Consider the following 25,172-nt stretch of genomic DNA (forward strand, 5'->3'; position numbering starts at 1 on the left):
GTCGAGGAAGCACGTCGTGGAGGCCGTGGCCGTCGGGACCTGCTGGATGCCGGCGTCAGTCGGCGTAGAACACCACGTCGACCCAGTAGTTGCTCATCTTGAAGGACTGGTTCGGATATTTGTTGAGATCGGTGGTGTACCGGTACAACCCATTGCCCTGGGCACCGCTCGCGAGTGCGACGAGCGGGGAGTTGAGGTAATCGGTGGCGAAGTAGTTCTGGGTATAGGAGAAGTGTCCGGTTGGAACGTAGTTAGAGGCTATATAGGTGGTGTTGGCGTTGATGTGGACAGGTGTAGAGAACAGCACCTGTTGCCATCCTGATGCGGTCTCGTTGGTGAAGGTCGCCCGCGCGAGCAACTGCCCGCTGTTCGTCCAGAGGCTCGCGGTGTGCGTGCCCGTGTTCTGCGAGCCCTTGTAGAAGCGGATCCCCCTGATCGTGCCGCTCACTTCGGAGCTGAACCGTACGCCCACCACCAGTGGATCGGTGCCGGGGGCGTTCTCGACCGCCGGCACCGCCGTGCTCGGCCAGATGCTCGTCGGCGCGAACACCACGTCCACCCAGTAGTTGGACGACCGATAGGTGCTCGATGGGAAGGTGCTGCTCGCGTTGTACTTGTAGACGCCGTTGCCGCCCGACCCGGAGCTCGAAAGAGCGGTCAGCGGGGGGTTGGAATAGGTAGAGGTGAAGTAGTCGGTGTTGAGGGCGAACCGGCCGTTGGGCGCGAAGTAGGAAGCGACGTATGTGGTGCCGGGCGTCACCTGCACCGGCGTCGCGAATTTGACCGTCTGCCAGCCGCTTGCCGTCTCGTTGGTGAAGGTGGCCTGCGCCAGGAGCTGCCCTGTGCTGCTCCACAGGTTGCCGATGTGCGTGCCGGTGTTGAGCGAGCCCTTGTAGAACCTGATGCCGGAGATGGCGCCTTCCTGGCTGGCCTGGAACTTCACGCCGAGCTCGACAGACCTTGAGTCGGCGTACTGGACGACCGCGGGCACGGTGGTGTCGGGCCACAAGGTGCAGGGGCAGGCCACGGAGACCCGCACCGTGACCGACGTGGGTGTCGACTGGAGATTGCCGATGTCGTCGACCGCCCGGGCCATGATCGTCACTTGCCCCACGGTCTGCGGGATCCAGTTGTACTGCCAGTTCGTCAGGCCCGTGGCGGCATTCCAGGTGGAACCACCGTCGACCGAGACTTCGACACCCGCTACGACGCCGCCGCCCGTGTCGGAAGCCGTGCCCTTGATGGTGAAGGGCGTGCCTGTCTTCACCGAGGCGTTGGCCAGCGGAACGGTGATCGCCGAGGTGGGCGGCGCGGTGTCCGTGGACGGGATGGCCGGTACGAGGCCCGGCTGGAGCGTGGCCGGCTGCGCGTTCATGTCGGCGAAGAGATTGACGGTCGCCTGCTGCATGCGGATGTCCGTGGGCGTGCCGCTTCGATCATGGTTGCCGTCCAGACCCCACGGCCATTGGATGGTCCCCGCGCCGAAGACCAGCCCCCCGCCACTGCTCTGCCGGTAGAGCGTGAGATGGTGCGTGGCCGTGCCGGCGCCGTAGGTGCCGCCGAAGTCGAGCAGGACCTTGTTCGTGTAGCTCAACGTCGTTTCCGAGAACCGGGCGAGACCTGGGGGAGCGAAGCCGTTGTCAGGTGTGTTGTCCCACTCGAACCCGAGCGTTCCGGTGGGCAAGGTCGCGACCTGCCCGGGTGTGAGGTTGGCGATGGAGGTGTTGCGCCACAGCCGCATGGGCGCGTACGTGGCCGGGACGGTGATCGCGTCGTTGACGATGCCGTTGATGATGAAAAGGGTGCCGGTGAGCTGGTTCTGTGGTTTGCCGCCGTCCGACGGCGGTGAGAAACGTGGGTCCATCCAGGTCCCGGTCCACTGAGGACTGGGGTCGATCTTGGCGTTGGCGAGGGTCTCCTTGTAGCAGACCATCGTGCGGAAGGGGGTGTTCGAGCTGTCGATGCTGTTCTCCCAACGGGTCTTCCAGAAGACCTCGTTGGCGGAGAAGAAGGCCATGTTCACGCCGTCGTCGCGGGCCGCGGTGACGTTGTTCCGCATCTCGTTGGACCAGTACTCGTCATGCCCGACGGAGAGGAACAGGTCGTGCCCGAGGAGTGTGGAAGGCCGGGTCGTCGCATCGATGCTGGAGATGTAGCTGACGTCGTAGGCGTTGGCTTCCAGCCAGCGGACCATGGGGTATTCGGCGTTGTAGAAGAAGTTCGGTGGCCCGTTGGAGATCCCGCGCGTGGTGATCGGGCGGTTGTAGCTCACCTTGTAGGCGCGGTTGGCGGGCGAGCCGAAGTACAGGCTGTTTCCGCCGTACCTGTTGTACGCCTGCCAGGTCGTGTCGGAGGTCTTGAACACGACGTCCGACGCGCGGCCGTCGTCCCGGACGACGAAGAACATCTGACTTTCGCCCGCTGTGCCGTCCTCGCGGACCAGCTTCGCGAAGTAGACGCCCGAGACAGCGGTGGCCGGCACCGCCCACGAGGCGGACAGGTCCCAGTTGCCGCAGTCGACGAGTCCGGTCGATGCGTCGGTCAGGCAGGCCGGCTGCGTCTGCGGCAGGGCGGCCGATGGCTGCACCGTATCCACGTGCCGCGCGCCGTCCCCGCCGTAATAGCCGATCCGGTAGATGTCCAGGCGGTAGTCAGTGGCGGGAGTGTCCACCTTGAACTGAACGGTCTCCCCATGGTTGACGCTGATCTGGGTGGGATAGCCCTGAATGTCCGGGTCGCCGGCGCCGGCGACCTGCCACACGTCGTACGGAGTGCCAGGCAGGAGGTTCTCCTCACAGATGATCGAGCCTGGCGGGCACTCCTGCCGCGCACGCTTGGGCCGCGGGGCAAGCGCGGCGTTCGCGGGCCGCACTGATGCCGGGTGCATGGCGGTTCCTCCGCCTGCCGGGCCTGCGGAGGACGGCGACGTCCGCACCTCAGGAAATCGCTGCACCGCGACCTGGGTGGCAGTGAGCGTCCCGGATCGGCGCAGACCGTCGATCACCGTGCGCCAGCGGGTGGGCATGTCGGAGCGCGACCCGGCCGAGTCGTCCGCCCGCTGGATCGCCGCGGCCAGGTAGGCGCCCTCCGACACGGTGAGCTCTTGGACGTTCTTTCCGAAGAACTCCTGCGCGCCTGCCTGGATCCCCTCGGGCCCCCTGCCGAAGTCCAGCACATTGAGGTACTTCTCGAGCACCCACTCACTGGGCTTCGTCAGCTCGACCTTGGAGGTGACCAGGAGATCTCCGAGGCGCTGCAGGAAGTTGGGGTCCTGTGAACGCTGGTTGTGGACCATGCGCTGGGCGATCGCGGAGTCCTGGAGATTCTGCCTCGTGACGGCGAACCAGAACGCGCCGGCCAGCCGTTCCATCGTCACGTGCCGCTCCTGGGCGGACGCTCCCTCCTCGGCGGCGACCACCGCCTTGATCACATGATCCGGCACCTGCTTGAGCTTGACGGAACCAGATGCCCGGGCGTCGCCGGGAATGGGTGTCAAGGTCCAGGCGGTCCAGAGCAAGGCACCCAAGAAAGCGACGCTTCCGAGGACGACCAGCGCAACGCGTCGCCGCCGCCGTCCCGCCGTCTCCTTGCCGTCCAGCATGAAAAACCCCCACGAGTGCGTTTGCTGGTAAATGCAAAGCAAAGGCATATGTTTGCACCGTGGAGGCAGGGTACAGATGAATTCCGGTGCTGCCGTCGCATGGCTAGCAATGGCAGCACTAGATGGGGAATGTGCGTGTCGCGGGGGAGTACTGAAGATGTGCGGAGTATCGCTTCTGTCGTGGATCTGCATTTGTTAGCCCCGGCGTCGGCCGCTCGCTCATGACCTTGTTAGGGAATGGCAAGGACTTCGCCCGGCGCCAGGTCTCCAAACCCATCATGATCGTCGGCACGGTCAGACTTCGTTCATGGCAACATCCCAGGCGCAGGAAAGCAGCCAACCGATCCGGCTCCCCGGTCATGGGCGAGATCCCGTTCGCTCCCACTGGACGCGGCGCGTGTTCGCGTGGCTGCCGGGGGCGCTCACAGCCGGGTTCACCGCGGCCGTTCTGTATCGCTATGGCGTTTCCGGCTCGGACCTGGCGTTCTATGGCGCGTATCTGGTGCTCTGCCTCGTCCTGCCCGGCCTGCTGCTGATCCGTGCCCTCTATGGCGGCACGCGCACTCTGGCAGAGGAGCTGGCGCTCGGGCTGGCGCTCGGCCTCGCCGTGGAGCTCGGCGTCTACATTCCGGCCCGAGCGGCAGGATTGCCGCTGCTCGTCCTGGCGTGGCCGATCGCCACGTTCGCCGTCTTCCTCATCGTGCCGCGGCTCCGTGCGCACTGGAAGGCAGGCCCCCGGCCCGACGCGCCGGCCTGGTGGTCATGGGCGCTCGGGCTGATCGTCTGCTATCTGGTGGCCAAAAGCGCCTACAGCCACTTCCGCATCGGACCGCTGACCTGGCCGACACTGGTGCACTATTCCGATGACGCGCCCTTTCACCTCGGTCTGATCGGCGAGTTGAAGCACCACATGCCGCCGATGAGCGCCATAGTCGCCGGCGAACCGCTCTTCTATCACTGGTTCGTCTACGCGCACTGGGCCGCCGCCAGCTGGGTCAGCGGAGTGGAACCGCTGGTCCTGCTGCTTCGCCTGGGCGTGCTGCCCATGCTGGCCGCGTTCGTCGTCCTGGTCGCGATGCTCGCGCGGCGGGTGATGGACTCGTGGAAGGGCGCCGTCATCGCTGTGGTGGCCACGCTGGGCATAGGCGCTCCCCGCTTGTTCCTCGGCTCGTTCGGGGCGTTCACCTGGGGCGGGATCCACGATGCCGCATGGGGAAGCCCGACGTTCACCTTCGCGGCGCTGCTGTTCGTGCCGGCCGTTCTGCTCCTGGTCGATCTGCTCGGGGAGCGTACGCACGACCGCGCGGCATGGCTGCTCCTGGGCGTCTTCCTGATGGCGGTGATGGGTGCCAAGGCCACGTATCTGCCGATGCTGGTCGTGGGGCTGTTGGCGGTGGCGGCCGTCGAGGGATGGCGGCGGCGCCGGCTGCCCTGGCCGGCTCTCGCCGCCCTGCTGATGGTCGGGCTGTGTCTGCTCTTCGCGCAGTTCGTGCTCTTCGGCGGTCTGCGGCAGGGGCTGCTCATCGCGCCGTTCTCCGACATGGGCACGATCTGGCAGTACCTGACCGGCGCCTCGGTGGACATCAGCCCGCCGCTGATGTCGTTGGTCGGCGTTTCGGCGATGTACCTGCTGGCGTGGGCCGTCACCTGGAGCCCGGTCCTCGGAATGCTGAGCCGGCCGAGGCTGATCGTCCGCTCCGACGTGCTGCTCATGCTCGGGATGGCCGCCGCGGGGCTCGGCGCGACGATCGTGTTCGACCATCCGGGCAGGAGCCAGGCCTACTTCCTGTGGGGTTCCCATCCCTACCTCGCGATCATCGCGGTGTTCGGCGTCCTCGTCGTCCTGCGGCAAGCGCGGGTGCCGCGCGCCCTGACCTGGCGGGCGATCGGGGTCGGGCTGGTCGCCGCCTATGCGATTCCCATCCTGTACGGCGTCCGCCCACCACTCCATCCCGGCCAGCCGGAAATCGCCCTTTACCTGCCGTACGTCACCTTGGCGGTCATCGTCGGCCTGGGGATCACCGCAGTGGTCGCGACGAGGTCGGGGCTGCGGGGGTGGGCCTTCCTGATCGCCGCACTGGCTGTCATCGGCCTGCCCGCCGCCCACCACGTCCGCGTTTTCACTGTCCTGTCACGCGGCGACGGGGAGCCGTCCACCTCGGCGGCCCCGGCGTCGGCGATCCCGCAGGGTGTGCTCCCGGTCGCCCGATGGGTGCGAGACCACTCGGCCCCTGACGATCTGGTCGCCACGAACGTGCACTGCCGCTGGGGCTTCGAGAACCCATGCGACAGCCGCCAGTTCTGGCTGTCGGCGCTGGCAGAGCGCCGCATGCTCCTCGAAGGGTGGGCCTTCACGGCCAAGAACGCGGACGGCTGGGAACCGGGGCGCATGGAGCAGCACCAGCCGTTCTGGGATCGGCCTCGATTCGAGGCGAACGAAGCGGCCTTCCTGTCGCCGTCGCCTGCCACGATCCAGCGGTTGCGAGAGGGATACGGCGTTCGCTGGCTCCTCGTGGACGAACGCCGTCTTCCTGCGGGCTCCCAGCTCGGAAAGTTCGCCGAACTGCAGTACCGCGAGGGTGACTATGCCGCTTACCGGCTCCCCTCGCCCGATGAGGCGGTCGTGGCCCGGTAACTCGCGGGCGGGACGGAAATCACAGGCGCTCCCCGAGGAATTCTCGGGGAGCGCCTGTTTCGCTGGTCGCTACAGGTGTTCGACGTTGGGGCCGTGGCAGCGGTAGCGGGTGTCGAAGACGAAGGAGCTCTCCTTTTCGACCAGGTCGTAGTCGAAGTGGTCGTGGTCGGTGAGGAGCGCTACGGCGTCGGCGGATGCCAGCTCCTGTCGAGTGGCCTCCACGATCTCGATGCCGGGCGGGAGCTGGTAGTCGCCGATGTGCGGGTCGGCGGCGCGGACGTCGGCGCCGAGCTTGACCAGCGATCTGGCGATGTGGATGGCGGGCGATTCGCGGCAGTCGCCGACGTTCTTCTTGTAGGCGAGGCCCAGCAGGAGCACCCGGCTGCCGTTGATGGGTTTGGCGCGCTCGTTGAGCGCCAGGGCGAGGCGGTGCACGACCTGGTCGGGCATGCTGTTGTTGATGTCGTTGGCGAGCTCGACGAATCGGAAGTTGTGTCCGACGCCACGCTTGACGGCCCACGACAGGTAAGACGGGTCGATGGGCAGGCAGTGGCCGCCGACGCCGGGGCCCGGGGTGAAGCGCATGTAGCCGAAGGGTTTGGTGGCGGCGGCGTCGATCGCTTCCCAGGCGTCGATGCCGAGCTGGTGGGCGAAGATGGCCAGCTCGTTGATCAGGGCGATGTTGACGTGCCTGAAGGTGTTCTCCAGGAGCTTGCAGAGCTCGGCCGTCTGAAGCGAGGACACGGGGACCACCCGTTCCACGAGTTTCTGGTAGAACGCCTGGATTCGTGCCAGCGAGGGCTCATCGATGCCCGAGACGACCTTGGGAGTGTTCTCCAACTGCCACCGGCCGTTGCCCGGGTCTATGCGTTCGGGGCTGTAGCCCAGGTGGAAGTCCGCGGCAGCGCGCAGCCCGGAGCCCTCCTCCAGCAGCGGCAGCAGGTATTCCTGCGTGGTGCCTGGATAGGTCGTGGACTCCAGGATCACGGTGGCGCCCGGCCGTACCAAAGGTGCGATGGAACGGCCTGCCGAGGCGATGTGACGTAGATCGGGGGCTCCGTCGCAGAGCGGTGTCGGCACGGTGATCAAGCAGATGTCGAACGCCTCGGCGTCCGCGTAGTCGTCGCTGGCCAGGTAGCGGCCGGTACGCAGGGCGTCGGCGAGCTGTTCGTCGCTGATGTCCTCGACGAAGGATTCGGCGGCGTTGAGCCGCTTGACGCGCCACGGGTCCACGTCGAGCCCTACGACGTCGAACCCTGCTTCGACCGCTCGCATCGCCAGCGGCAGGCCGACATAGCCTTGGCCGACGACGACTAGCTTCTCTCCCATTTCTGAACCCCTGTCACTTGGAGGCGGAATGCGGCCGTCCAGTTGGCGCCGCGGATGAGGTGAAGTCTTCGATCGGAGGTGTGAGCACCGACCGGTCGCGGACGGGCTTCCTGTCCGGCGGATTCAGCTGCCGGTGATTGGCGAGGGGTGTCAGGCAGGCCGGGGACGGCCCACATGGGGGCTTTCGGCAGAGTCATGCGGCTGACCGTTCCGATAGGCGAAAAGGAGGACCGCGCCCAAGAGCGGCCACATTCACACGGTTACTTCATGTTACGTTGGGTGATCATTCGGTCACCGGAACCGTCGACGGCGTGTCCTGGTGACGCGCGTCCCGTCACAGGACAGCCGACGCGACACGCCCCGACCGCTCAGCGTGGAAGCACCAGGCGATGATTACCGTGGGTATATGCGTGATTCCCCAGGGCGATCTCGCGACCAAGAGGATTCACTGAAAGGTCCTGTAGTGCAGCCAGAAAATGGATCCGGCCGTCGGCGCATCGCCCTGCTCATCGGGCAGATGGGATTCGGCGGCACCGAGACGCAGGTGTCGCTCCTGGCGAGGGAACTGCACAGCAGGGGCTTCGCCGTCGACGTGCTCCTCCTGTCCAAGGGAGGCGTGCACGAGCCGATCCTGCGCGCCGCCGGGATCGGCGTCCACCATCTCGGCTTCTCGCGGCGGCCGTCGGGCCGGGCCGCGGTGATCAAGAACCTGGCGGCCTTCGCCCGCCTGGTGTCGCTGCTGCGCCGGCTCCGGCCCGACGTACTGCACGCGTTCCTCCTGGAGAGCTATCTGCTCGGGGCGCCCGCCGCGCGGCTGGCCAGGGTGCCGGTCATGATCGCCGGACGGCGTGGGCTGACCGACCTCAGACATGTCAGGCGTACACCGCGGTGGCGGTTGATGCTCGGTGGCGCGTTGAGACCGATCATCGATCATGTGGTCGCCAACGCGGTCGCCGTGGCAGAGGACGCCAGGACCGTCATCGGCTTTCCGTCGCACAAGCTCAGCGTCATCTACAACGGCCTGCCGGACTCGGCTTTCGACACCGTCGCCCCGGAGGCCATCGACACCGAGCTGCCGGTGGTGGTGTGCCTGGCCCGCATGCGCTCGGTGAAGGGCCAGAGCTTTCTGCTCGACGCCGGCGTCCTGCTCGCCGCGCAGGGCACGCCCTGCACGCTGGTGCTGGTCGGCGACGGCCCGGAGGAGGACAGGCTCAAGGAGCACGCGAGCGGCCTGGACGTGGACGTGCGGTTCGTGGGGCCGGCGAAGGACCCCAGGGGATGGCTGACCCGTGCCGATGTGGTCGTGCTCCCCTCGATCTCGGAGGGGCTGAGCAACGCCGTCATGGAGGCGATGGCGCAGGGCCGGCCCATCGTGGCCACGGCCGTCGGCGGGACGCCGGAGCTCCTCGAAGACCGTGGTGTGCTCGTCCCTCCTGCGGATCCGGCGGCGCTCTGCCAGGGCGTCACCCGTCTCCTGCAAGATCCGGAACTCGCCGCTCACTTGGGCGCCGCGGCCCGTTCCTGGGCTCTCAAGCATCTCGATGTGACGACCATGGCCGAGGAGCATGTCAGGCTCTACCACCGCCTCGTGGCGGAACGATGCGCCAGACGACGGCCATGACGTCGGCCGCGGGCGTGGTCTTCCGCACCCTCGTGACGCGCGCGATCCGACTGGGCATGAGCATGGTCACCGGCATGCTGATCGCCCGCATCCTCCAGCCGGAGGGGAGGGGCGTCTACGCGGTGATCACCACGGTGGCGAGCGCCACCATCATCGTGGGCCATCTCTCACTGGAGAAATCCCAGCTCGCTCTGTGGTCCGACCGGTCGCGGCATCGATCGCTGACGACGAACGGCGCGATCCTGGGACTGGTCGCGGGTGCCGTCGCCGCGCTGGGAGCGATCCTGCTGGTGCCCATGGCCGGCTGGCCCGGAGATCTCTGGCTGTGGGCACTGGCTCTGTCGGCCGTGCCGTTCGGCGCCGCTGCGATCAACCTCAACAACATCCTCATGTTGCAGTCTCGGATGGACCTGCTCAACCGCAAGACGGTCTGCTGCGCGTTCGTGCAGTGTCTGCCGATCCTGGCGCTCGCCGCTCTCGGCCACGTGACCATCATGAACGTGGTCATCTGCTGGGCGGCGGCGGTCTCACTGCCGTTCTTCCTCGCGGCGCGCGCACTACGGCCGATCTCGCTCCGCTGGGACAGCGATCTCGTACGACGCCAGCTCGGTCTCTCCAGCAGATATCACGTCGGCTGGGTGGCCATGTATCTCATCGTCAACACCGTCGACGTCGTGCTCCTCAACGCCATGGACTCCGCGGCGACGGTCGGCATCTACGCCGTCGCGGTCACCCTCATCACGCTCACCCGCATCCCGGGCGAAACGATCAGCCAGGTGGTCCTCCCCGAGCAGGCCGCCAGCGACGTGGACGACGCCAAGCACCTCACTGCCAGGGCACTCCGGCTCAACCTGCTGGTGTCGTCCGTCGTCGTCGCGGGCTTCGCCGGGGGTGTCTCGCCCTGGCTGGTGCCCCTGGTTTACGGCCAGTCATTCGTCGGCAGCGTCGCACCGCTGATCGCGCTCGCACCTGGGACGATCGCCCTGATGATGGTCCGGCCGCTGGAGCAGCATCTCGTACGGCTCGACCGGCCGATGACGATGACCATGGTCTCGATCACCGCGCTGATCGCCAACATCCTGCTCAACCTGGCCATGATTCCCCTCTGGGGCGCGGTGGGCGCGGCCCTCGCGTCGACCGTCACCTACATCCTCATGGCCGTCCTGCAGGCGTCCCGCTTCATCAGGTCGACGGGGCTGACGGTGAGAGAGCTGATCCCAGGGGCGGCCGACCTGCGGTCCCTGCTCCGGCCGTTCATCGCCAAGTTTCGCCGCAGCGTGGCAATACCTTAACCAAAATCGCGCGCGAATCAGACCGTGGAATTCCGGCCGGCCACAGCCCGCTTGTTATTCTCGCTGCATGCCGGGAATATGCATTATCTCCATTGATACGGAGCTCGCGTGGGGCACAAATGCCGAGGACCTGCCGGCGCTGTCCCGAATTTTCGACGATGAGCCGCGGATCATGCGCCGGCTGGTCGATCTCTTCGACGCCTATCATGTGCCGGCCACGTGGGCCGTGGTCGGTCAGATGCTCGTGCGGCAGGCAGAGGGCAACGGCCGCGTCCGTACGCCGGAGCGTTGGTACGAGGCGCCGTACCTGCTGGACTGGCTCGGTGGCGCGCGGGTCCAGCACGAGATCGGGACCCACACCTTCACGCACGTCTACGCACACGACCCGGCCACCACGCGCGAGGTCTGGGTGCGAGAGCTGACGGCCGCCGCGGAAGTGAGCAGACAGTTCGGCATTCCGATGCGCTCCATTGTTTACCCGCGGAATCAGGTGGCCTATCTCGACACGCTCCCGGACTTCGGGATAATCGCCTATCGGGGAGTGGAGCAGAACTGGTACGGAAACCGGCTCGGCGCCCTGCATTTCCTGGACCGTGCCATTGCCGTCACCGCGCCCACCTACGCGCCGCACACGTTGCGTACGGGCGAGCACTTCGTCAACCTGCCCGCGTCGCAGTTCCTCATCGGCAGCAACGGGCCCCGGAAGCTGATTCCCTACTCGTCCAGGGTCAGGCAGGCCCGGCTCGGCCTCGACCAGGCAGGTCGCCGGGGGGAGATCTACCACCTGTGGTTCCACCCGTTCAATCTGGGCGGGGACCCCCGGATGCTCGACACCTTCGAGCGCATCCTGCGTCACATCGCTCTGCGTCGTGACAGGGGAGCGCTGACCGTCATGACCATGGCGCAGGCCGCCGACCACATCCTGGCGAGCGCCGACGCTCCTGGAGCGAGCCGGTGAGCGGCATCGTGATCCTGGCGGCACGGAGCCGGACGTCGTATCTGCTGATCAACCACTTGGCGGCACGCTTCGACGTGTCGGCGGTCGTCTTCGAGCGAGCGCGACAGGGAAAGCTGCTGCGGCACCGGCTGCGGAAGCTCGGTCTCCAGGCCGTCGCCGGCCAGCTCGCGTTTCTGGGCTACGACCGGCTGGTGATCCGGCCGCGATCGCGGGCACGCATCGCGGATCTGCTCACCGGCCATGACTGCCGCCCGCCCGACAGCCGGCTCGACGTGCTGGACGTGGATTCGGTGAACGGCGCCGAGGTCGCCGACGTGCTGAGGGAGAAAGGCCCCGGCGCGGTGGTGGTCTCGGGCACGGGCATCATCGGACGACGGATCCTCGAGTGCGCTCCTGCTTTCGTCAACATCCACGTCGGGATCACACCGCGGTACAGGGGAGTGCACGGCGGTTTCTGGGCGCTGTACGAGGGCCGCCCCGAACTCGTCGGGACCACCATTCACCTCGTCGATCCCGGTGTGGACACCGGTGGGATCCTGGCGCAGAAGAGCATCGCCGTCGATCCGTTCACCGACACCTACCGCACACTGCCGGTGAAACAGTATCTGGGCGCCCTCGACTCCATGGCGGAGGCCGTTCAAGGGGTGCTGGACGGTCGCGCGCGACCCTACCGGCGTACGGATCTCGACAGCATGCAGTGGTATTCGCCGACCCCTTCTCGGTATGTGCGCTTCCTGCGCGAGATGAGAAAGCTGCGGCGGGCGTACGGCCGACCGGCGGCCCGGTGACCCTCGTGGTCACCGGAGGCCTCAGCCGAGGTGGACTTTCTCGGGATCCGGCTCTGCCGGAACGGCCGGGGTACGCGGGATCCGGCTCCAAGCCACCGCGGCGAGCAGGCTGGTGATCAGGACGATGGGAATGCGCTGCCGGAAGATCAGGCCGATGTTCGACATGGTCGTGGCATAGGCGATGGTGCCGGGCACGATGAAGAGCAGGAGGAGAAGCAGCATCCTCCGGTCGTGCCGCCAGAGCCGGGCGGCGCCGCGGACCGCGGCATAGAGGATGAGATACCAGACGACTACGTCGATCTTCCCCAGCTGCAGAGTGAGGCTGCCCGGACTCCATGGAAACGGCGCCAGGAGGGTGTAGAGCACCTTCGGCCCGAAGGCCCCCCATGCGTCGCCGCTGTCGTCGAACGCGACACCGGAGGCTCCTTCGGCGTTGTAGTTGCGGACGGTGGCGGACTGACCTCGGTCCAACTGCTGCTGCATCTGATCGAGGGGCGTGCTGTCGTAGACGCCGCCGACGAACAGCATGGCGCACGCCAGCCCCCCGGCGAGGCAGAGCAGCTTGCCGACGGAGAAGTTCGACTTGGCGACCACCGCGGCGAAGATCAGCGGCACGACGCACATGAACACCATGTAAGGACGGACATACCACAGGCACCACAACAGTGGGATTGCCATGATCATCCTGCTCACACGGAAGCGCCTCGTGAGAGAGGCGCCGAGTCCGACACAGGCCACCACGAGCAGGGCGTTGAACCCGTCCTTGAAGGTGTCCGACGTGTGCAGCACGAACGCGGGCATGAAGGCGATCAGGACGAGCAGCCGGAATGACGCGCGCGCATCCGCGCCGACGAGCCTGGCGAACTTGTAGATCACGATGCACAGAGTGCAGGCGAGGAGCGCCACGACGGCGGTGCAGGCCAGCGGCGCCGGGCCGCCGCACAGGTACATGACCAGTGCGAAAACGTTGCACGGCACCGCGACGGAGTAGAGATAGCTCAGATCATCGGCGGTGACGAACTGGAAACCGTGGAGCTGCCAGTAGGTGACGATATCCGCGGCCCGGCTCTCGTAGTTGAGGTTGTCGCCGCCGTATTCGATGACACCCGCCCGTATCACCAGGACGTGGACGAGGAGTCGCAGCGCGAACGCGGCAAGAAGGACCGGTAGCGCCTGGCGGGCCACCGTCCTTTCCATGGTGCCGTTGACCAGCAGAACAAGTGTCACGACCGCGGCAGTGACGATGAGATATTCCATGGAAAGCGACCTTCAGTCTTCCTGAGCACCACGCTGCAACGCCCAGCGCCGGAACCAGATCATCGACAAAGCGACTATGAGACCAAGACGCTAGCGTCGAGGCCGGTGTGACACCGCTTCCCGGGCGCGGCCATGGTCGGCTGATTGCCTGACCTTGCGGATTCTTTCCGGCAAGTCGGCTTTTCCGTGGCCGCCGCGTCCTCTTAGGAAAGGTAAGCCGCGACTCCCGACGATCACGCCCAGGTAGGGAGCGAGAAAACATTTCACAACTCACCGCGACGGCGTGAGCGGAACTGGCTGATTCCCTAGCTAGCTTCGCGGATGTGAGCCAGGTCCGTCACCGAGGAGCCGCATGAAGCCGGACAGTCGGATTCGCGTCATGGAGATCATCGCCAGGATGAACGTCGGTGGTCCCGCTACTCAGGTGCTGGGACTTACCGAACGGCTGAACCCGGCGGAGTTCAGCCATCGGCTCTACACGGGCCACGTCGACGACGAGGAGGGTGACCACCTGGGGCTGAGGCGCTCGAGCGTGCAGGTCCAGCGGGTTCCCGGGCTCGGCCGTTCCGTCCGGCCCTTCGACGATGGCCGCGCTCTCATCCAGCTGATTTCCGCCATGCGCTCCTTCCGCCCGCATATCGTGCACACGCGTACCGCCAAAGCCGGCGCGTTGGGGCGGATAGCCGCGAAGCTTTCGGGCATCGGGGCCGCGAAGGTTCACGTCTTCCACGGCCACCTGCTCAACGGCTACTTCACCGGGGCGAAACGCGCGCTCTATGTGCGTTCGGAGCGCGTCCTGGCGACCATGGCGGACCGCCTGGTGACGGTGGGGGCCGAGGTCCGCGACGACCTGATCCGTGCAGGGATCGGGCGTCCTGAGCAGTACGTCGTGATCCCACCCGGCGTCCGGCTGGGCCCGGTGCCGGATCGCGCGTCCGCCCGCAGGGCTCTCGACCTCCCGCAGGGCGCACCCCTGGTGGCGTACGTCGGCCGGCTCACTCAGGTCAAGCGGCCCGATCGGTTCATCGCCACGGCGAAGAAGATCCTGGCCCGGATACCGGACTGCCACTTCGTCATCTGCGGTGGCGGGGAGCTCCTCGCCCAGGTGGAGCAGGAGATCGCGCCGGTACGGCCGGCCTTCCACCTGGTCGGCTGGCGCAAGGACGTGGAGACGGTCTACTCGGCGGCCGACGTGGTCATGCTGACCTCCGACAACGAGGGAACCCCGCTCACGCTCATCGAGGCCCAGATGGCCGGCACTCCCGTGGTCTCGACGCGCGTGGGCAGCGTGGCCGAGGTCGTACAGGACGGACACACCGGGCTGCTCTCCTCAGCCGATCCGGCTGAGCTGGCCGAACGCGCTGTGCGAATCCTCTCGGACCCCCCTCTCGCGCGCCGGCTGGGCGAAGCGGCGCGCAGTTGGTCAACCGCCTCGTTCGACGTGGACCGCCTCGTCGCGGACACCGAGGCCCTATACCGATCACTGGGCGAGCCGCGCCGGGATCGTCGTGTCACCACAGGAGGGATCAACAGGTGAATGTACTCGTAACCGGCGGGGCCGGCTTCATCGGCGCGAACCTGTGCCGGGCGCTCGTCGCGCGGCCCGAGATCGACAACGTCACGGTGCTGGACGATCTGAGCAGTGGAGATCTCGCCAACCTCGACGGTGTCGGCGTGCGATTCGTCCACGGCAGCATCCTGGACGCCGATCTGCTGGCCGAGCTCGTCCCGGACGCCACGACCGTCATCCACCTCGCGGCGCGCCCATCGGTGCCCAGGTCGCTGGCGGACCCGCTGGCCACGCACGACATCAACGCCACGGGGACGCTACGCGTCCTCGAGGCGTGCCGGGCGACGAAGCCACACGTGATCCTCGCGTCGTCGTCCTCTGTCTACGGCAACAGCGCCGAGGCGTACAAGCATGAGGACCTGCCGACCAGGCCGCTCAGTCCGTACGGAGTGAGCAAGCTGGCCACGGAGGGGTACGCGCTCGCCTACGCCGCCAGCTTCGGCCTGCCCGTCCTGCCCTTCCGCTTCTTCAACGTGTACGGCCCGCTTCAGCCCGCCAACCACGCCTACGCGGCCGTCATCCCGGCCTTCGTGTCCAAGGCGTTGGAAGGAGCTCCGGTGCTGATCTACGGTGACGGGCTGCAGGCACGTGACTTCACCTACGTGGGGACGGTCACGGAGGTCGTCTGCGCCGCCGTCGCCCGCCGCGTGACGAGCGGGAAGCCGGTCAATCTCGCATTCGGCACCCGCACGTCCCTGCTGGAGCTGAAGGAGATCCTCGCCTCGGTGCTCGGCAAGCCCATCGAGGCCGAGTTCCGCCCGCCGCGGGCAGGCGACATCCGGGAGTCCCAGGCGTCACCGCAGCTGATCAAGGAGCTCTTCCCCGGCGTGGAAGCGATGTCCGTCGAGGACGGGCTGCGCCAGACAGTGGCCTGGTTCCAGGCCGCGATGGCGACGAGCGCCGCCGTACCCGCCTGAGCCGCTGTCATCTCCGGCACCAGAATGCGTTAGCGAGGAAAATCTGTGAGTAAAGCACCGCAGTCCACATATCTCATAACCGGCGGCAGCGGGTTCATCGGGTCTCACCTGACCGACGCCTTGATCGCCCGCGGTGACTCCGTCGTCGTTCTCGACAACCTCTCGACCGGAAGGCTCGCCAACCTGCGGCCGCACCCGAACCTGCGCTTCGTCCAGGGCTCCATCCTGGACGAGCTGATCGTCGACGAGCTCGTCCACCAATGCGACGTCGTCGTCCATCTCGCCGCGGCCGTCGGCGTCAAGCTGATCGTCGAGCAGCCGCTCAGGTCCCTGACGACCAACATCCGCGGTTCGGAGATCGTCATCGAGGCCGCGCACCGGTACAGGAAGAAGCTCCTGGTCGCCAGCACGAGCGAGATCTACGGAAAGAACTCGGCTGGACCGCTCCAAGAGGACGCCGACCGCATCCTCGGCAGCACCGCCGTCGTCCGCTGGGCCTACAGCACGGCCAAATCCGTGGACGAGATCCTGGCCAACGCCTACCACAGGGAACGTGGCCTGCCGGCGATCGTCGTCAGGCTCTTCAACACCGTGGGTCCGCGGCAGAGCCCGGCGTACGGCATGGTGATTCCTCGCCTGGTACGGCAGGCCCTGGCGGGCGACCCGCTCACCGTCTTCGGCGACGGCACTCAGACCCGCTGCTTCGCGCATGTGGCCGACGTGATCGACGCTCTGGTCCGGCTCCTCGACAACGAGGCGGCGGTCGGGCAGACCTTCAACATCGGCTCGGCCGCCGAGGTGAGCATCCTGGAGCTGGCCAAGCTGATCGTCGAGCTCACCGGCTCCACGTCGGGGATCGAACTGATCCCCTATCACGAGGCGTACCGGCACGGCTTCGAGGACATGACCCGCAGGGTCCCGGACACCACCAAGATCCGTGAGCTCACCGGATGGGCTCCACGGAACACGCTCGACGAGATACTCAGCGAGATCGTCCAGGAGGCCCGCGAGGAGCTCGCGGCGACCATGCGGTGAGCGGAACGGTGACCTGGGCCGCCGGCGCGGCGGCCTGCGTGCTCAGCGCTTCGGCGGCCATCCCGTTGAAGCGCCTGGCGTCGCGGTGGGGCCTCACGGACCGGCCCGGCGGGCACAAGTCGCACGCCCGGCCCACCCCGTACCTGGGTGGCATGGCGATCCTGCTGGGCACGGTCCTGATCACGGTCGCCGTCACGGGCCTCGCGGACTGGCGGCTCACCGCCATCCTGCTGGCCGGCTCGGCGCTGGCCATGCTCGGGCTCATCGACGACATCGGGGCGCTGCCGGCCATCACGAGGCTGGTCGTGGAGACGGTGGTGACCACGGCGGTCGTGCTCGCCGGAATCAGGCTCACCGTAACAGGGGGATGGCTGGACGTCCCGATCACGGTGATCTGGATCGTCGTGATGACCAACTCCTTCAATCTCCTGGACAACATGGACGGTTCGCTGGGAACGGTCACCACCGTCACCGCCGCCTTCCTGGCCGCCATGGCACTGCTGCAGGCGCGGCCGGCCCTGGGGATCTTCCTGGTGGTGCTCGCCGGCGCCGCGCTCGGTTTCCTCGTGCACAACTGGCCGCCCGCGAGGATGTTCATGGGCGACTCGGGCTCGCTGTTCATCGGCTTCGTGCTCGCCTGCTCCGCGGTCGTGCTGGTCGCCGGGAGGGGGCCTGACACGATGGCGGGAGGGCTGCTCCTGTTCACCTTCGTGGCGACGGTCGACACCGGCGTCGTCGTCCTGTCCCGGCTGCGGGCGGGCCGGCCGCCGCTGGCCGGTGGCACCGACCACGTGTCGCACCGGCTGCGCAAACTGGGCCTCGACACGCGCCTGGTCGCTGTCACGCTGGGCCTCGTCGCCGCAGTGAGCTGCGCGCTGTGCATGGCGATGATCGTGGGCTGGCTGCCGCCGCTCGCCACGGCGCTGGCCGCAGGAGGGACCGCGATCGCCTGCGTCCTTCTGCTGCAGGGCGTGAACGTCTACCCGCCACACCGCTCACTCGAGAAACCTCCACGAATCCGCGAAAGGCGGCGATGACCAGTTGGACCTGCTCTACTTCATAAGACTGGCGCGTAAGAACTGGGTGCTCATCCTGCTGTCGCTGATCATCTCGGTGGGCGCCTCGCTGGTGGTGACCGCCAACATGCCGCCCAAGTACGTGGCCACGATCACCATGCTGTTCTCCAGCTTCGACAAGCGGGGCGCCTTCTCGCCTGCCTACCAGGTGGACACCCTGTCGCAGGGCGCGCAGTCCTACGCCAAGCTGCTGACGAGCCGGCGCATGGTCAGCCAGATCACGACGGCCGAGGACGTTCCGCACCTGCAGCAGAGCATCACCGCGGAGGTCGTGCCGGGGACGGTGCTGCTGCGTGCGATGGTCAGCGATCAGAACCCCGCGCGCGCCGCCTCGCTGGCCAACGCCCTGGGAGCCAAGTTCGCGATCCTCGTCGACCAGATCGAGCGGCCGACGCCCACCAGCCGGCCGACGGTCAAGGTCACCATCGTGGACCAGGCAGAGGTCCCCAAGGCGCCCGTCAGCCCCGTGCCATTGGTGAACCTCCTGGTCGCCCTGCTGATCGCGCTGGTCGTCGCGTTCAGCTCGCTCATCCTGCGCGACCGGCTGGACACCACCATCAAGAGCCCCAACGAGCTGCAGCACAACTCCAACAGCTCGACGCTGGGCATCATCGGCTACGAGCGCGCGGCCCGCCGTAACCCGCTGATCCTGCGGCCGCACGGGCGGTCCAGCAGAGCCGAGGCGTTCCGCTCCCTCCGCACCAACCTGCAGTTCATCGGGATCGACAAGCAGCCCAAGTCGCTGGTGATCACCAGCTGCCTGCCGAACGAGGGCAAGTCCTCGACCTGCTCCAACCTCGCCATCACGCTCACGCAGGCGGGCTGGCGGGTCCTGCTCGTGGACGCCGACCTGCGCCGTCCGCGCCTGCCCGACTACTTCGGGATCGAGGGCGCGGTCGGTCTGACGGACGTGCTCATCGGCAAGGCGCGGCTGAGCGAGGTGATCCAGACGTGGGGCGAGCCGCGGCTCTCCGTGCTGCCCAGCGGCCAGATCCCGCCCAACCCGAGCGAGCTGCTCGGCTCCCGCATGATGCGCCAGCTGCTCGACCAGCTCACCGACAAGTACGACATCGTGATCATCGATGCGCCGCCGCTGCTGCCCGTCACCGACGCCGCCACCCTTGCGGCGGTCTGCGACGGCGTGATGCTCGTCGCCAAGTACGGCAAGACGCGGCAGGAGCACATCCAGCGTGCCGTGGAGCAACTGACGTCGGTCAAGGCCAGGATCGTCGGCACCGTGCTCAACTTCGTCCCGGCCAAGGCGAGCAAGTACGGCGGCTACGGCTACGGCTACGGCTATTACGAGTCGGAGTCGGCCAAGGAAGAGGCCAAGGACACCGTCATGACGCCGACGGCGGTCTGAGCAGTTCCAGCGGGACGGAGAGCGCCTTGGCGATTCTCCGTCCCGCCGCCTTGTGCGCCCAGATCCAGCGCCCCATGGGGTCGGGGATGTCCGGCCGCTCCACCTGGACCAGGCCACGCAGCGCCTGCGCCTGCTCGACCAGCGCGTGTGCCCGACGTACGGCATCCCGGTGACGCGTGATCTCCTCGCGCTCCGCCGCCGCGGCGAGGGCGCCGAACTCGACCATCGTGAAGACGCGGGGCGCGGCCTGCAGGTGCGTCGTCACCGCCGCCGCCCGGTGCTCTCTGGCGGCGGCCAGCACCAGATCGGCGCCGGCCAGCAACTCCGCGGTCAGCGGCCGCGAGGCGAATCCGTCCGGATCACCGCCGAGACGTATCAGGACCTGCCGGGCTTTCTCGGCCATCGCCACGCCGGGCTCGGCGTGGGTGCCCGCGCTCGTCACCACGAACGGCGGGCCGAGGACCGACCGGGTCAGCCGCTCGGCCAGCGGAGAGCGGCACATGTTGCCCGTGCACACGAACAGGATGTGAAAGCGGGGCTCCCCTGACGTCATGAGCGTGACGATAGGTGGAGCCGGCCCGGCGGCCGGTCGCGGCGCACCGGGCTTTACCTCTTCTATCGCTCGGTGTCAGGAACCACCGGGACGCAGGGCCCGCGGTCCTCGGTGACCCTCGTCTGCTGCGGGCGGGCCAGCGGCTGCACGGGCACCACCGGCGGCGTGTCCGAGGTGGGTTCCAGCATGACGAAATCCAGGGTCCGGGTCTGCCTCGGAGCGAACTGGATGACGGTGGAGTAGACGGGGTGACCTCGCTCGGTTTCCTGGATGACCGGGGCGGGCTTCCCGTCGATGTGCACGGCCTGGAGCTTGGCGCCGACCGCGCCGTAGAACGACACCCACGTCAGATTGGATCCGACGACCGGGCGGTGTTTCCAGCTGTCGAGCCGGTCGGTGACGTACGAGGGCAGCTTCATGCGCGGCACGTCGTTGCCGAGCCGGATCCGAGCCCTCGTGACCCGCTGCCCGTCGGTGCGGCAGGCGGCCAGCTCATAGTGGAGCGAGCGGTCCAGGTAGTAGTCGAGCTTGGTGCCGGCGGAGTTGTTGATCACGAGCCCGGCGAACGGCCCGGGCTCGCTCGGCAGCACGCCGCCGAGCGGGGTCGTCTCCAGGCGTTCCTGTTCGGCGGCCCTGCGGCTCCAGATCTGCATCCTTCGCTCGTTCAGCAGCTTCGACAAGGTAGGGAGCGCCGCCATGAAATCGATGTGTTCCCTGGTCAGCGCTTCGCTCACCGCGCTGGCGACCGTGATGAGGAACCTCTTGCGGTCGAGCGGGTCGGTGTAGCGGGCGTAGGCCGCTCCCTCGGTGAGAAAGACCACGTTGTCCGCGGTCACCGTCTCGCCGGTGGGCAGTTTGACAGGCCCGATCAGCTTCAGCAGGTAGGACAGGCCGACCGGATCGGTCGCGATCGCGCCGTCCAGCTCCCGGCCGGTCTGCCGACGCCACAGCGCCGTCCAGGTCTCCGCCGCGTAAGGGAAGTGCGGGGAGAGATTGGAATTGGACAGCAGGGAGACGGCGCTGGACCCGTAGCGCGAGCTGAAGTCCGGGCCGTGATCGGCGACCTGGGCCCAGCCGGACTCCAGGTCGTTGTTGGGGGAGAGCCGTTCGATGCTGATGTGGCCTTGGCCGGCCTTCAGGATGCCGAACGCGCCGACCAGCCCTCCGGTTCCGCGTGCTTCGGCGTTGGTCTGGAAGGCCAGGAAGTAACGGCGCGTGCCATGCTGACCCAGCATCGGGGGCAGCAGGGCAGCGGCGTCGTCGGCGGCGCCGATCCAGCCGCTCAGCCGTTCGACTTCCTCCAGAGCGGCGGCACGGGCCTGGTCGATCTCGGCCGAGCCGGTGTCGCCGGGGGTGGCCGCCAGGCGGGACCACGTCAGATCGACGCGGTCGGAGGCGGAACGCAGGGCCGGCGCAGCGGCTTCCAGTCCGGCCAGCAGGGACCCCACGTTGCCCATGGAGAGCCCTTTGGCCGTCGTCAGCCCCGCGCCGGCCTGCTGGAGGCCCGTCAGGGTACTCGTCAGCTCCGCCGCCGCCTCGGCCAGCCCGCGGACGGTCGTCGCGCCCTCTCCCACCACGGGAGCGTGGGCGAGCAACGACCAGTCCAGACCGCTGGTGAGCCGGCGTGCCTCTTCCGCACGCCGTTTCGCGTTCGCGAGCGCCGCGGCCGATCCGGCCGGGTCACTCATGCGGAGCCGGACCAGCGCTTCCCTGGTCGCCTGCAGGTGATCCCGCACGCTCAGGCCGAGGTACGCCGACCACCCCGTGGCCAGCGCGAGGCCTGCCGAGGAGCAGAGCAGACCTGTGACGACGCGCCGGCGCTTCTTACTTGGCACCGGCAGCGCGGCGACGCCGTACGGCGATGATCGTGCCCGCGGCTCCTAGGAGCAGCAGGCCCGCGCCCGCCGCGGCCAGGGTGGACAGGGGCGCGCCGGTGAACGGCAGCTCCTCGCCGTGCTCTTCGGGACTACGGAAGTTGTTGTGGAAGTCACGCGCACCGCGATCGTCGACCTCGACGTCCACGAACGACTGGTTGCGGTTGAACAGCGCGTCATCGTCCTCGTCACGGTCGCTTTCGAACTCCGTCTCCCGCGGGTCGATCTCGATCTCCTCCACCTCTGTCTCGGTGGCAGTGGGCGTAGGCGGGTACGCCGTGGTGGTGGTCGGTATGATCGTGGTGATGGTGGGCGCGCTCACCACATGCACCTGGTCGATCGGCGCCGCGGTCGCGAACGCCAGGCCGGCGCTCCCCAACGCGAGTCCGCTCCCGAGCACTGCCGCGAGCAATACTGGTTTCGTGATCTTGTCTGGCATATCGGTCTCCCGTAACGGTTCCTCGGCCAAGCGAACATTTCGCCCGGAATGCTGGCGACATGTTCGCTACGGAACGGTTATATGCGGTGAGCCCATGGATACTCCTTCCCTCGTACGTTTCTTGCCAAATGGTCACTGAAGGTTCTCCGTACTTTGACGATCGGGGCCGATCTTGCCGATTGATCCCTTTGGTACGGGCTTCGACCAGGGGAAACGCGGCTTCGGCCTCGGTGGCGCGCGCCATGGGGCTTCATCGGCAAGGCGCGCGCTGCCGCGTGCCGGCATTCGGTCGGCCCGTACATCTGAAGTCCTTAATTCCGTTAGTGCGGCGATTTCCTGCCACCTTCAGAAAAGAGCGGAAATTTCGCCCAAAAGGGGCCTATCTCGCACCTCGCGGAAGGGGGCGCGGTCGCCGTCGAGGTGACGTGGGCCGGACCGGCTGTGGCCGGCGTCACGCCGCGACCGTCACCGTGCCGCCGAGCCGCTCCATCCGATACGGGGTCCACGGAGCGGATCGCCGGAGCCCCCAGGGCCATTTTTCCTCTCATTCGGAGCTCCAACAGCAGGTCAAGGCGGCCTTTTTCGAGCCGTGCGAGTGCTTTCTCCGGGCAGGCGAGACTGACCGCCTTGGCCGCTGAATTCCGTCGTCCACCAGGTGATTCATGGCAGGCGAGCCGCCTGCCGCCGGAATTCGAGCGGCCTCGCGGCGGCCTCTGCCGCATAAAGCACGTGAGCTGGGTATGTCCCGATGCCGGATCGTCGAGCAGGGCGGCGGTCCGGAAGATGTCGGAGGCGGCTGCTACGGTCCGCGTCCAACGGTCAGTAACTCGAGAGTCCAGGGGGCAGACACCGGTGGGATAGGCGTGGAAAGCTGTGTCTGTGAAGGCACCCAGAGTGAACAGGAGCAGGGGCCTGCCCCATCCTGGGGGTCGGATATCCAGCTGCAAGCGGGCTGCAAGCCGTACAAAATGGAATTAGGGCTGGGCGTGTCGCGTGGCGAATGCGGAATCGTCGGTTACCGTCCAATGAGTAGGGACGTGCCGATTACGGTGAGTTCCTGAAGAAAGGACAAGCCGATGGGGGCAGTACGCAAGGTGGTGAGCTACCTTGGCCTGAGCGGGGTCGATCACTACGACGAGGGTTATGACGACGACGACGGCTACGAGGACGAGTACGTCCCCGCGACCGAGCGGGCCGCCCGGCGGTGGCGCGCCAACGTCGACGCGTCGCGCATCGTGATGATCCAGCCGCTCAAGTACAACGACGCGCCGTTGATCGGTCAGCACTTCCGTGAAGGCCAGACGGTGATCATGGACGTCTCGGGCATGGCGATGCCTGAGGCGACGAGGATGGTCGACTTCGCCGCCGGTCTGGCCTATGGGTGCGAGGGGCGGATCGAGCGCATCGCCGACCGCGTCTTCCTGCTCGCCCCCGCTCACGTGGAGATCGAGACCACCTGAGCCAGGCGCCGGCCTCGGCCGGCGAGCTATCCGGCGCGCGGGCCGCGACGGATCAGCCGGGTCAGCTCGGTTGCGTCCTCCGCGGCCTGTTTCGCGCGCGTGTCCGCCTCCCGCGCGTAGGCGTGCAGGGCCCACACCGCGCCCTCCGCCAGCTCTCTCAGCTCGTTGACCTGCGCCGCCGCATACCGGGCGTCGGCCTCGACGAGCTTGCGGCGCTGCCAGAGCTGCCAGCCCCCCAGGCCGAGCATGGCCACTCCAGCGGCGGCGAGCAGGATGCTGGCGAACACCGCGCCGATGAGGCAGGCGACCCCCGCCACGAGCAGCACCATGGCCGCCCACGGACGAGGGCGGGGAGCGAAGCCGTCCGCGATGATCACGCTCTCGGCGACGGCGAGCGACGACGGTTCGGGCCCCTCGGGGCGCAGCTCGATGCGGTGGCCCAGCAGCGCCACGGTGAGCGTGGCGGGCGGCGCGAGGCGGCTGTCGGCCTCGAGCTCCTCGGCCACGCCGCGCAGCACCGGCGCCGCCACATGCAGGGCGATGGCGGCGAGGTGCGGGTCGGCACCGGGACGAAGGTCATCGAGCAGGTACGTGCTGAGCGAGGCCATCGGCCCGGCCGGCCCGCCCGAGCCGATCAGGGAGCGCAGGACGGCCAGCGGCTCGTCCTCGGCCCAGGTCGTGGCCGGGCTGCCGGAGCTGTTGTCGAGCGGGGCGGAGATGTCGCGCTCGGCCTGCCGTGTCGAGGTGATCTCCGCGCACCGCCCGCGCAGCCTGGCCAGCCGGGCGGCCGCCACCGCGGGCCTGGCCAGCTCGGGGATCTCCGCCATCTCCGGGAAGTCGACCAGCGAGGGCGGGACGACGACCGACGGCTCGCCCGGCGCCAGCGCCTGCACCCACTGATCAGGGTCGGTGTGCTCCTGCACGGCCAGGGCGTCGAGCTTGCGCAGCACGAAGATCTTGCCGGCGGGGCCGTACGCGCCCCTGGCGGCGGCCAGCCAGAGCGAGCGCTGGCCATGGGAGACCGGCCGTTCGAGTGACAGCTCGCCGAAGGCGGTGCCGAGCCAGGAGGCGTGGATGCGGCTGCCCTGCCCGGACACCGCGAGTGCCAGGCAGAGGAAGAGCGCGGTCTGCTGCTGGTCACGGCCGGCGGCCTTGCTCAGGGGCTCCAGCGGGTCCTCGCCCGCGAGGATGGCGACGAGGGCTTCGACGGCCGGAGGCAGCCAATAACCAGGTATGTCGCGAAAACTCGGTGCGGCGGGAGGCGCGGCGCCCTTGGCGGCGAGGTGCGCCAGCAGTGCCTCAGCGTAGCGATGCACCTCCGCCGCCGCAGGGGGACTCGCAGACAGGTCCGTGCTCACGGCAGAGAACTCCCCCATTTCGGCCTCTGTTCATGACCGCGCAAAA

At 67.7% G+C, this 25,172-nt stretch carries 18 protein-coding genes; 11 read left to right on the forward strand and 7 right to left on the reverse strand.

The window, feature by feature from the left end; genetic code table 11:
* Nucleotides 1-55 precede the first annotated feature (55 nt).
* Entirely contained in the window at nucleotides 56-3,526 is a 3,471-nt protein-coding gene (locus AB0J64_RS02270) for a DUF4082 domain-containing protein (protein WP_364019274.1), read from the reverse strand.
* Nucleotides 3,527-3,998: 472 nt separating this feature from the next.
* Between AB0J64_RS02270 and AB0J64_RS02275 the strand changes: the two genes are divergently transcribed.
* A complete protein-coding gene (locus AB0J64_RS02275) occupies nucleotides 3,999-6,236 on the forward strand; it encodes a hypothetical protein (RefSeq protein ID WP_364019276.1) in 2,238 nt (745 codons plus the stop codon).
* Between the two features lie 69 nt (nucleotides 6,237-6,305).
* Here the strand turns inward: AB0J64_RS02275 and AB0J64_RS02280 are convergent, their stop codons facing one another.
* A complete protein-coding gene (locus AB0J64_RS02280) occupies nucleotides 6,306-7,565 on the reverse strand; it encodes a nucleotide sugar dehydrogenase (protein WP_364019279.1) in 1,260 nt (419 codons plus the stop codon).
* A 463-nt stretch (nucleotides 7,566-8,028) separates the two neighbouring features.
* Between AB0J64_RS02280 and AB0J64_RS02285 the strand changes: the two genes are divergently transcribed.
* From AB0J64_RS02285 to AB0J64_RS02300, 4 genes are all read left to right on the forward strand, one after another.
* Entirely contained in the window at nucleotides 8,029-9,186 is a 1,158-nt protein-coding gene (locus AB0J64_RS02285) for a glycosyltransferase (RefSeq protein WP_364019282.1), read from the forward strand.
* A complete protein-coding gene (locus AB0J64_RS02290) occupies nucleotides 9,165-10,478 on the forward strand; it encodes a polysaccharide biosynthesis C-terminal domain-containing protein (RefSeq protein WP_364019285.1) in 1,314 nt (437 codons plus the stop codon). The genes AB0J64_RS02285 and AB0J64_RS02290 overlap by 22 nt, the downstream gene beginning before the upstream one ends.
* A 67-nt stretch (nucleotides 10,479-10,545) precedes the next feature.
* On the forward strand, nucleotides 10,546-11,436 hold the full coding sequence (locus AB0J64_RS02295; protein ID WP_364019288.1) for a polysaccharide deacetylase family protein: 891 nt from the start codon (nucleotides 10,546-10,548) through the stop codon (nucleotides 11,434-11,436).
* Entirely contained in the window at nucleotides 11,433-12,224 is a 792-nt protein-coding gene (locus AB0J64_RS02300) for a formyl transferase (protein ID WP_364019291.1), read from the forward strand. The genes AB0J64_RS02295 and AB0J64_RS02300 overlap by 4 nt, the downstream gene beginning before the upstream one ends.
* A gap of 21 nt (nucleotides 12,225-12,245) precedes the next feature.
* On the opposite strand, the gene AB0J64_RS02305 is transcribed toward AB0J64_RS02300, so the two are convergent.
* The gene (locus AB0J64_RS02305) at nucleotides 12,246-13,481 is read right to left on the reverse strand and encodes a hypothetical protein (RefSeq protein ID WP_364019294.1); all 1,236 of its coding nucleotides are present in this window, start codon (nucleotides 13,479-13,481) and stop codon (nucleotides 12,246-12,248) included.
* A 352-nt stretch (nucleotides 13,482-13,833) separates the two neighbouring features.
* Between AB0J64_RS02305 and AB0J64_RS02310 the strand changes: the two genes are divergently transcribed.
* From AB0J64_RS02310 to AB0J64_RS02330, 5 genes are read left to right on the forward strand one after another with little or no spacing between them, the layout of a single operon-like run.
* Entirely contained in the window at nucleotides 13,834-15,018 is a 1,185-nt protein-coding gene (locus AB0J64_RS02310) for a glycosyltransferase (protein WP_364019296.1), read from the forward strand.
* Nucleotides 15,015-15,968: an NAD-dependent epimerase/dehydratase family protein gene (locus AB0J64_RS02315; RefSeq protein ID WP_364019299.1), complete on the forward strand. Its 954-nt coding sequence runs from the start codon at nucleotides 15,015-15,017 to the stop codon at nucleotides 15,966-15,968. Before AB0J64_RS02310 ends, AB0J64_RS02315 begins: the two co-directional genes overlap by 4 nt.
* 45 nt (nucleotides 15,969-16,013) lie before the next feature.
* Entirely contained in the window at nucleotides 16,014-17,003 is a 990-nt protein-coding gene (locus AB0J64_RS02320; protein ID WP_364019302.1) for a GDP-mannose 4,6-dehydratase, read from the forward strand.
* Nucleotides 17,000-18,040 (forward strand): MraY family glycosyltransferase, encoded by a 1,041-nt coding sequence (locus tag AB0J64_RS02325; RefSeq protein ID WP_364019305.1) that lies wholly within the window; start codon nucleotides 17,000-17,002, stop codon nucleotides 18,038-18,040. Before AB0J64_RS02320 ends, AB0J64_RS02325 begins: the two co-directional genes overlap by 4 nt.
* 4 nt (nucleotides 18,041-18,044) lie before the next feature.
* Entirely contained in the window at nucleotides 18,045-19,442 is a 1,398-nt protein-coding gene (locus AB0J64_RS02330) for a polysaccharide biosynthesis tyrosine autokinase (RefSeq protein WP_364019308.1), read from the forward strand.
* Here the strand turns inward: AB0J64_RS02330 and AB0J64_RS02335 are convergent.
* From AB0J64_RS02335 to AB0J64_RS02345, 3 genes are all read right to left on the reverse strand, one after another.
* Nucleotides 19,420-19,995 (reverse strand): hypothetical protein, encoded by a 576-nt coding sequence (locus AB0J64_RS02335; RefSeq protein ID WP_364019311.1) that lies wholly within the window; start codon nucleotides 19,993-19,995, stop codon nucleotides 19,420-19,422. The genes AB0J64_RS02330 and AB0J64_RS02335 overlap by 23 nt on opposite strands.
* A 62-nt stretch (nucleotides 19,996-20,057) precedes the next feature.
* Nucleotides 20,058-21,830, reverse strand: a complete 1,773-nt coding sequence (locus AB0J64_RS02340) for a DUF4012 domain-containing protein (RefSeq protein ID WP_364019315.1) — start codon at nucleotides 21,828-21,830, stop codon at nucleotides 20,058-20,060.
* Nucleotides 21,820-22,308: a hypothetical protein gene (locus AB0J64_RS02345; protein WP_364019318.1), complete on the reverse strand. Its 489-nt coding sequence runs from the start codon at nucleotides 22,306-22,308 to the stop codon at nucleotides 21,820-21,822. The genes AB0J64_RS02340 and AB0J64_RS02345 overlap by 11 nt, the downstream gene beginning before the upstream one ends.
* Before the next feature lie 1,076 nt (nucleotides 22,309-23,384).
* Here AB0J64_RS02345 and AB0J64_RS02350 point away from each other — a divergent pair.
* Nucleotides 23,385-23,768 carry a cell division protein SepF gene (locus tag AB0J64_RS02350; RefSeq protein ID WP_345001363.1) on the forward strand — a complete coding sequence of 128 codons (384 nt, stop codon included), beginning with the start codon at nucleotides 23,385-23,387 and terminating at the stop codon, nucleotides 23,766-23,768.
* A 26-nt stretch (nucleotides 23,769-23,794) separates the two neighbouring features.
* Here AB0J64_RS02350 and AB0J64_RS02355 read toward each other — a convergent pair whose 3' ends face one another.
* A complete protein-coding gene (locus AB0J64_RS02355; protein ID WP_364019321.1) occupies nucleotides 23,795-25,126 on the reverse strand; it encodes a hypothetical protein in 1,332 nt (443 codons plus the stop codon).
* Nucleotides 25,127-25,172: the final 46 nt, after the last annotated feature.

The sequence above is a fragment of the Nonomuraea sp. NPDC049695 genome, assembly GCF_040674955.1.
Lineage (GTDB): Bacteria > Actinomycetota > Actinomycetes > Streptosporangiales > Streptosporangiaceae > Nonomuraea > Nonomuraea helvata.

Coding starts and splice junctions, on each gene's coding strand:
- AB0J64_RS02280 (WP_364019279.1), bottom strand. CDS start 7,565: ATGGGAGAGAAGCTAGTCGTCGTCGGCCAAGGCTATGTCGGCCTGCCG.
- AB0J64_RS02290 (WP_364019285.1), top strand. CDS start 9,165: ATGCGCCAGACGACGGCCATGACGTCGGCCGCGGGCGTGGTCTTCCGC.
- AB0J64_RS02295 (WP_364019288.1), top strand. CDS start 10,546: ATGCCGGGAATATGCATTATCTCCATTGATACGGAGCTCGCGTGGGGC.
- AB0J64_RS02305 (WP_364019294.1), bottom strand. CDS start 13,481: ATGGAATATCTCATCGTCACTGCCGCGGTCGTGACACTTGTTCTGCTG.
- AB0J64_RS02310 (WP_364019296.1), top strand. CDS start 13,834: ATGAAGCCGGACAGTCGGATTCGCGTCATGGAGATCATCGCCAGGATG.
- AB0J64_RS02335 (WP_364019311.1), bottom strand. CDS start 19,995: ATGACGTCAGGGGAGCCCCGCTTTCACATCCTGTTCGTGTGCACGGGC.
- AB0J64_RS02345 (WP_364019318.1), bottom strand. CDS start 22,308: ATGCCAGACAAGATCACGAAACCAGTATTGCTCGCGGCAGTGCTCGGG.
- AB0J64_RS02350 (WP_345001363.1), top strand. CDS start 23,385: ATGGGGGCAGTACGCAAGGTGGTGAGCTACCTTGGCCTGAGCGGGGTC.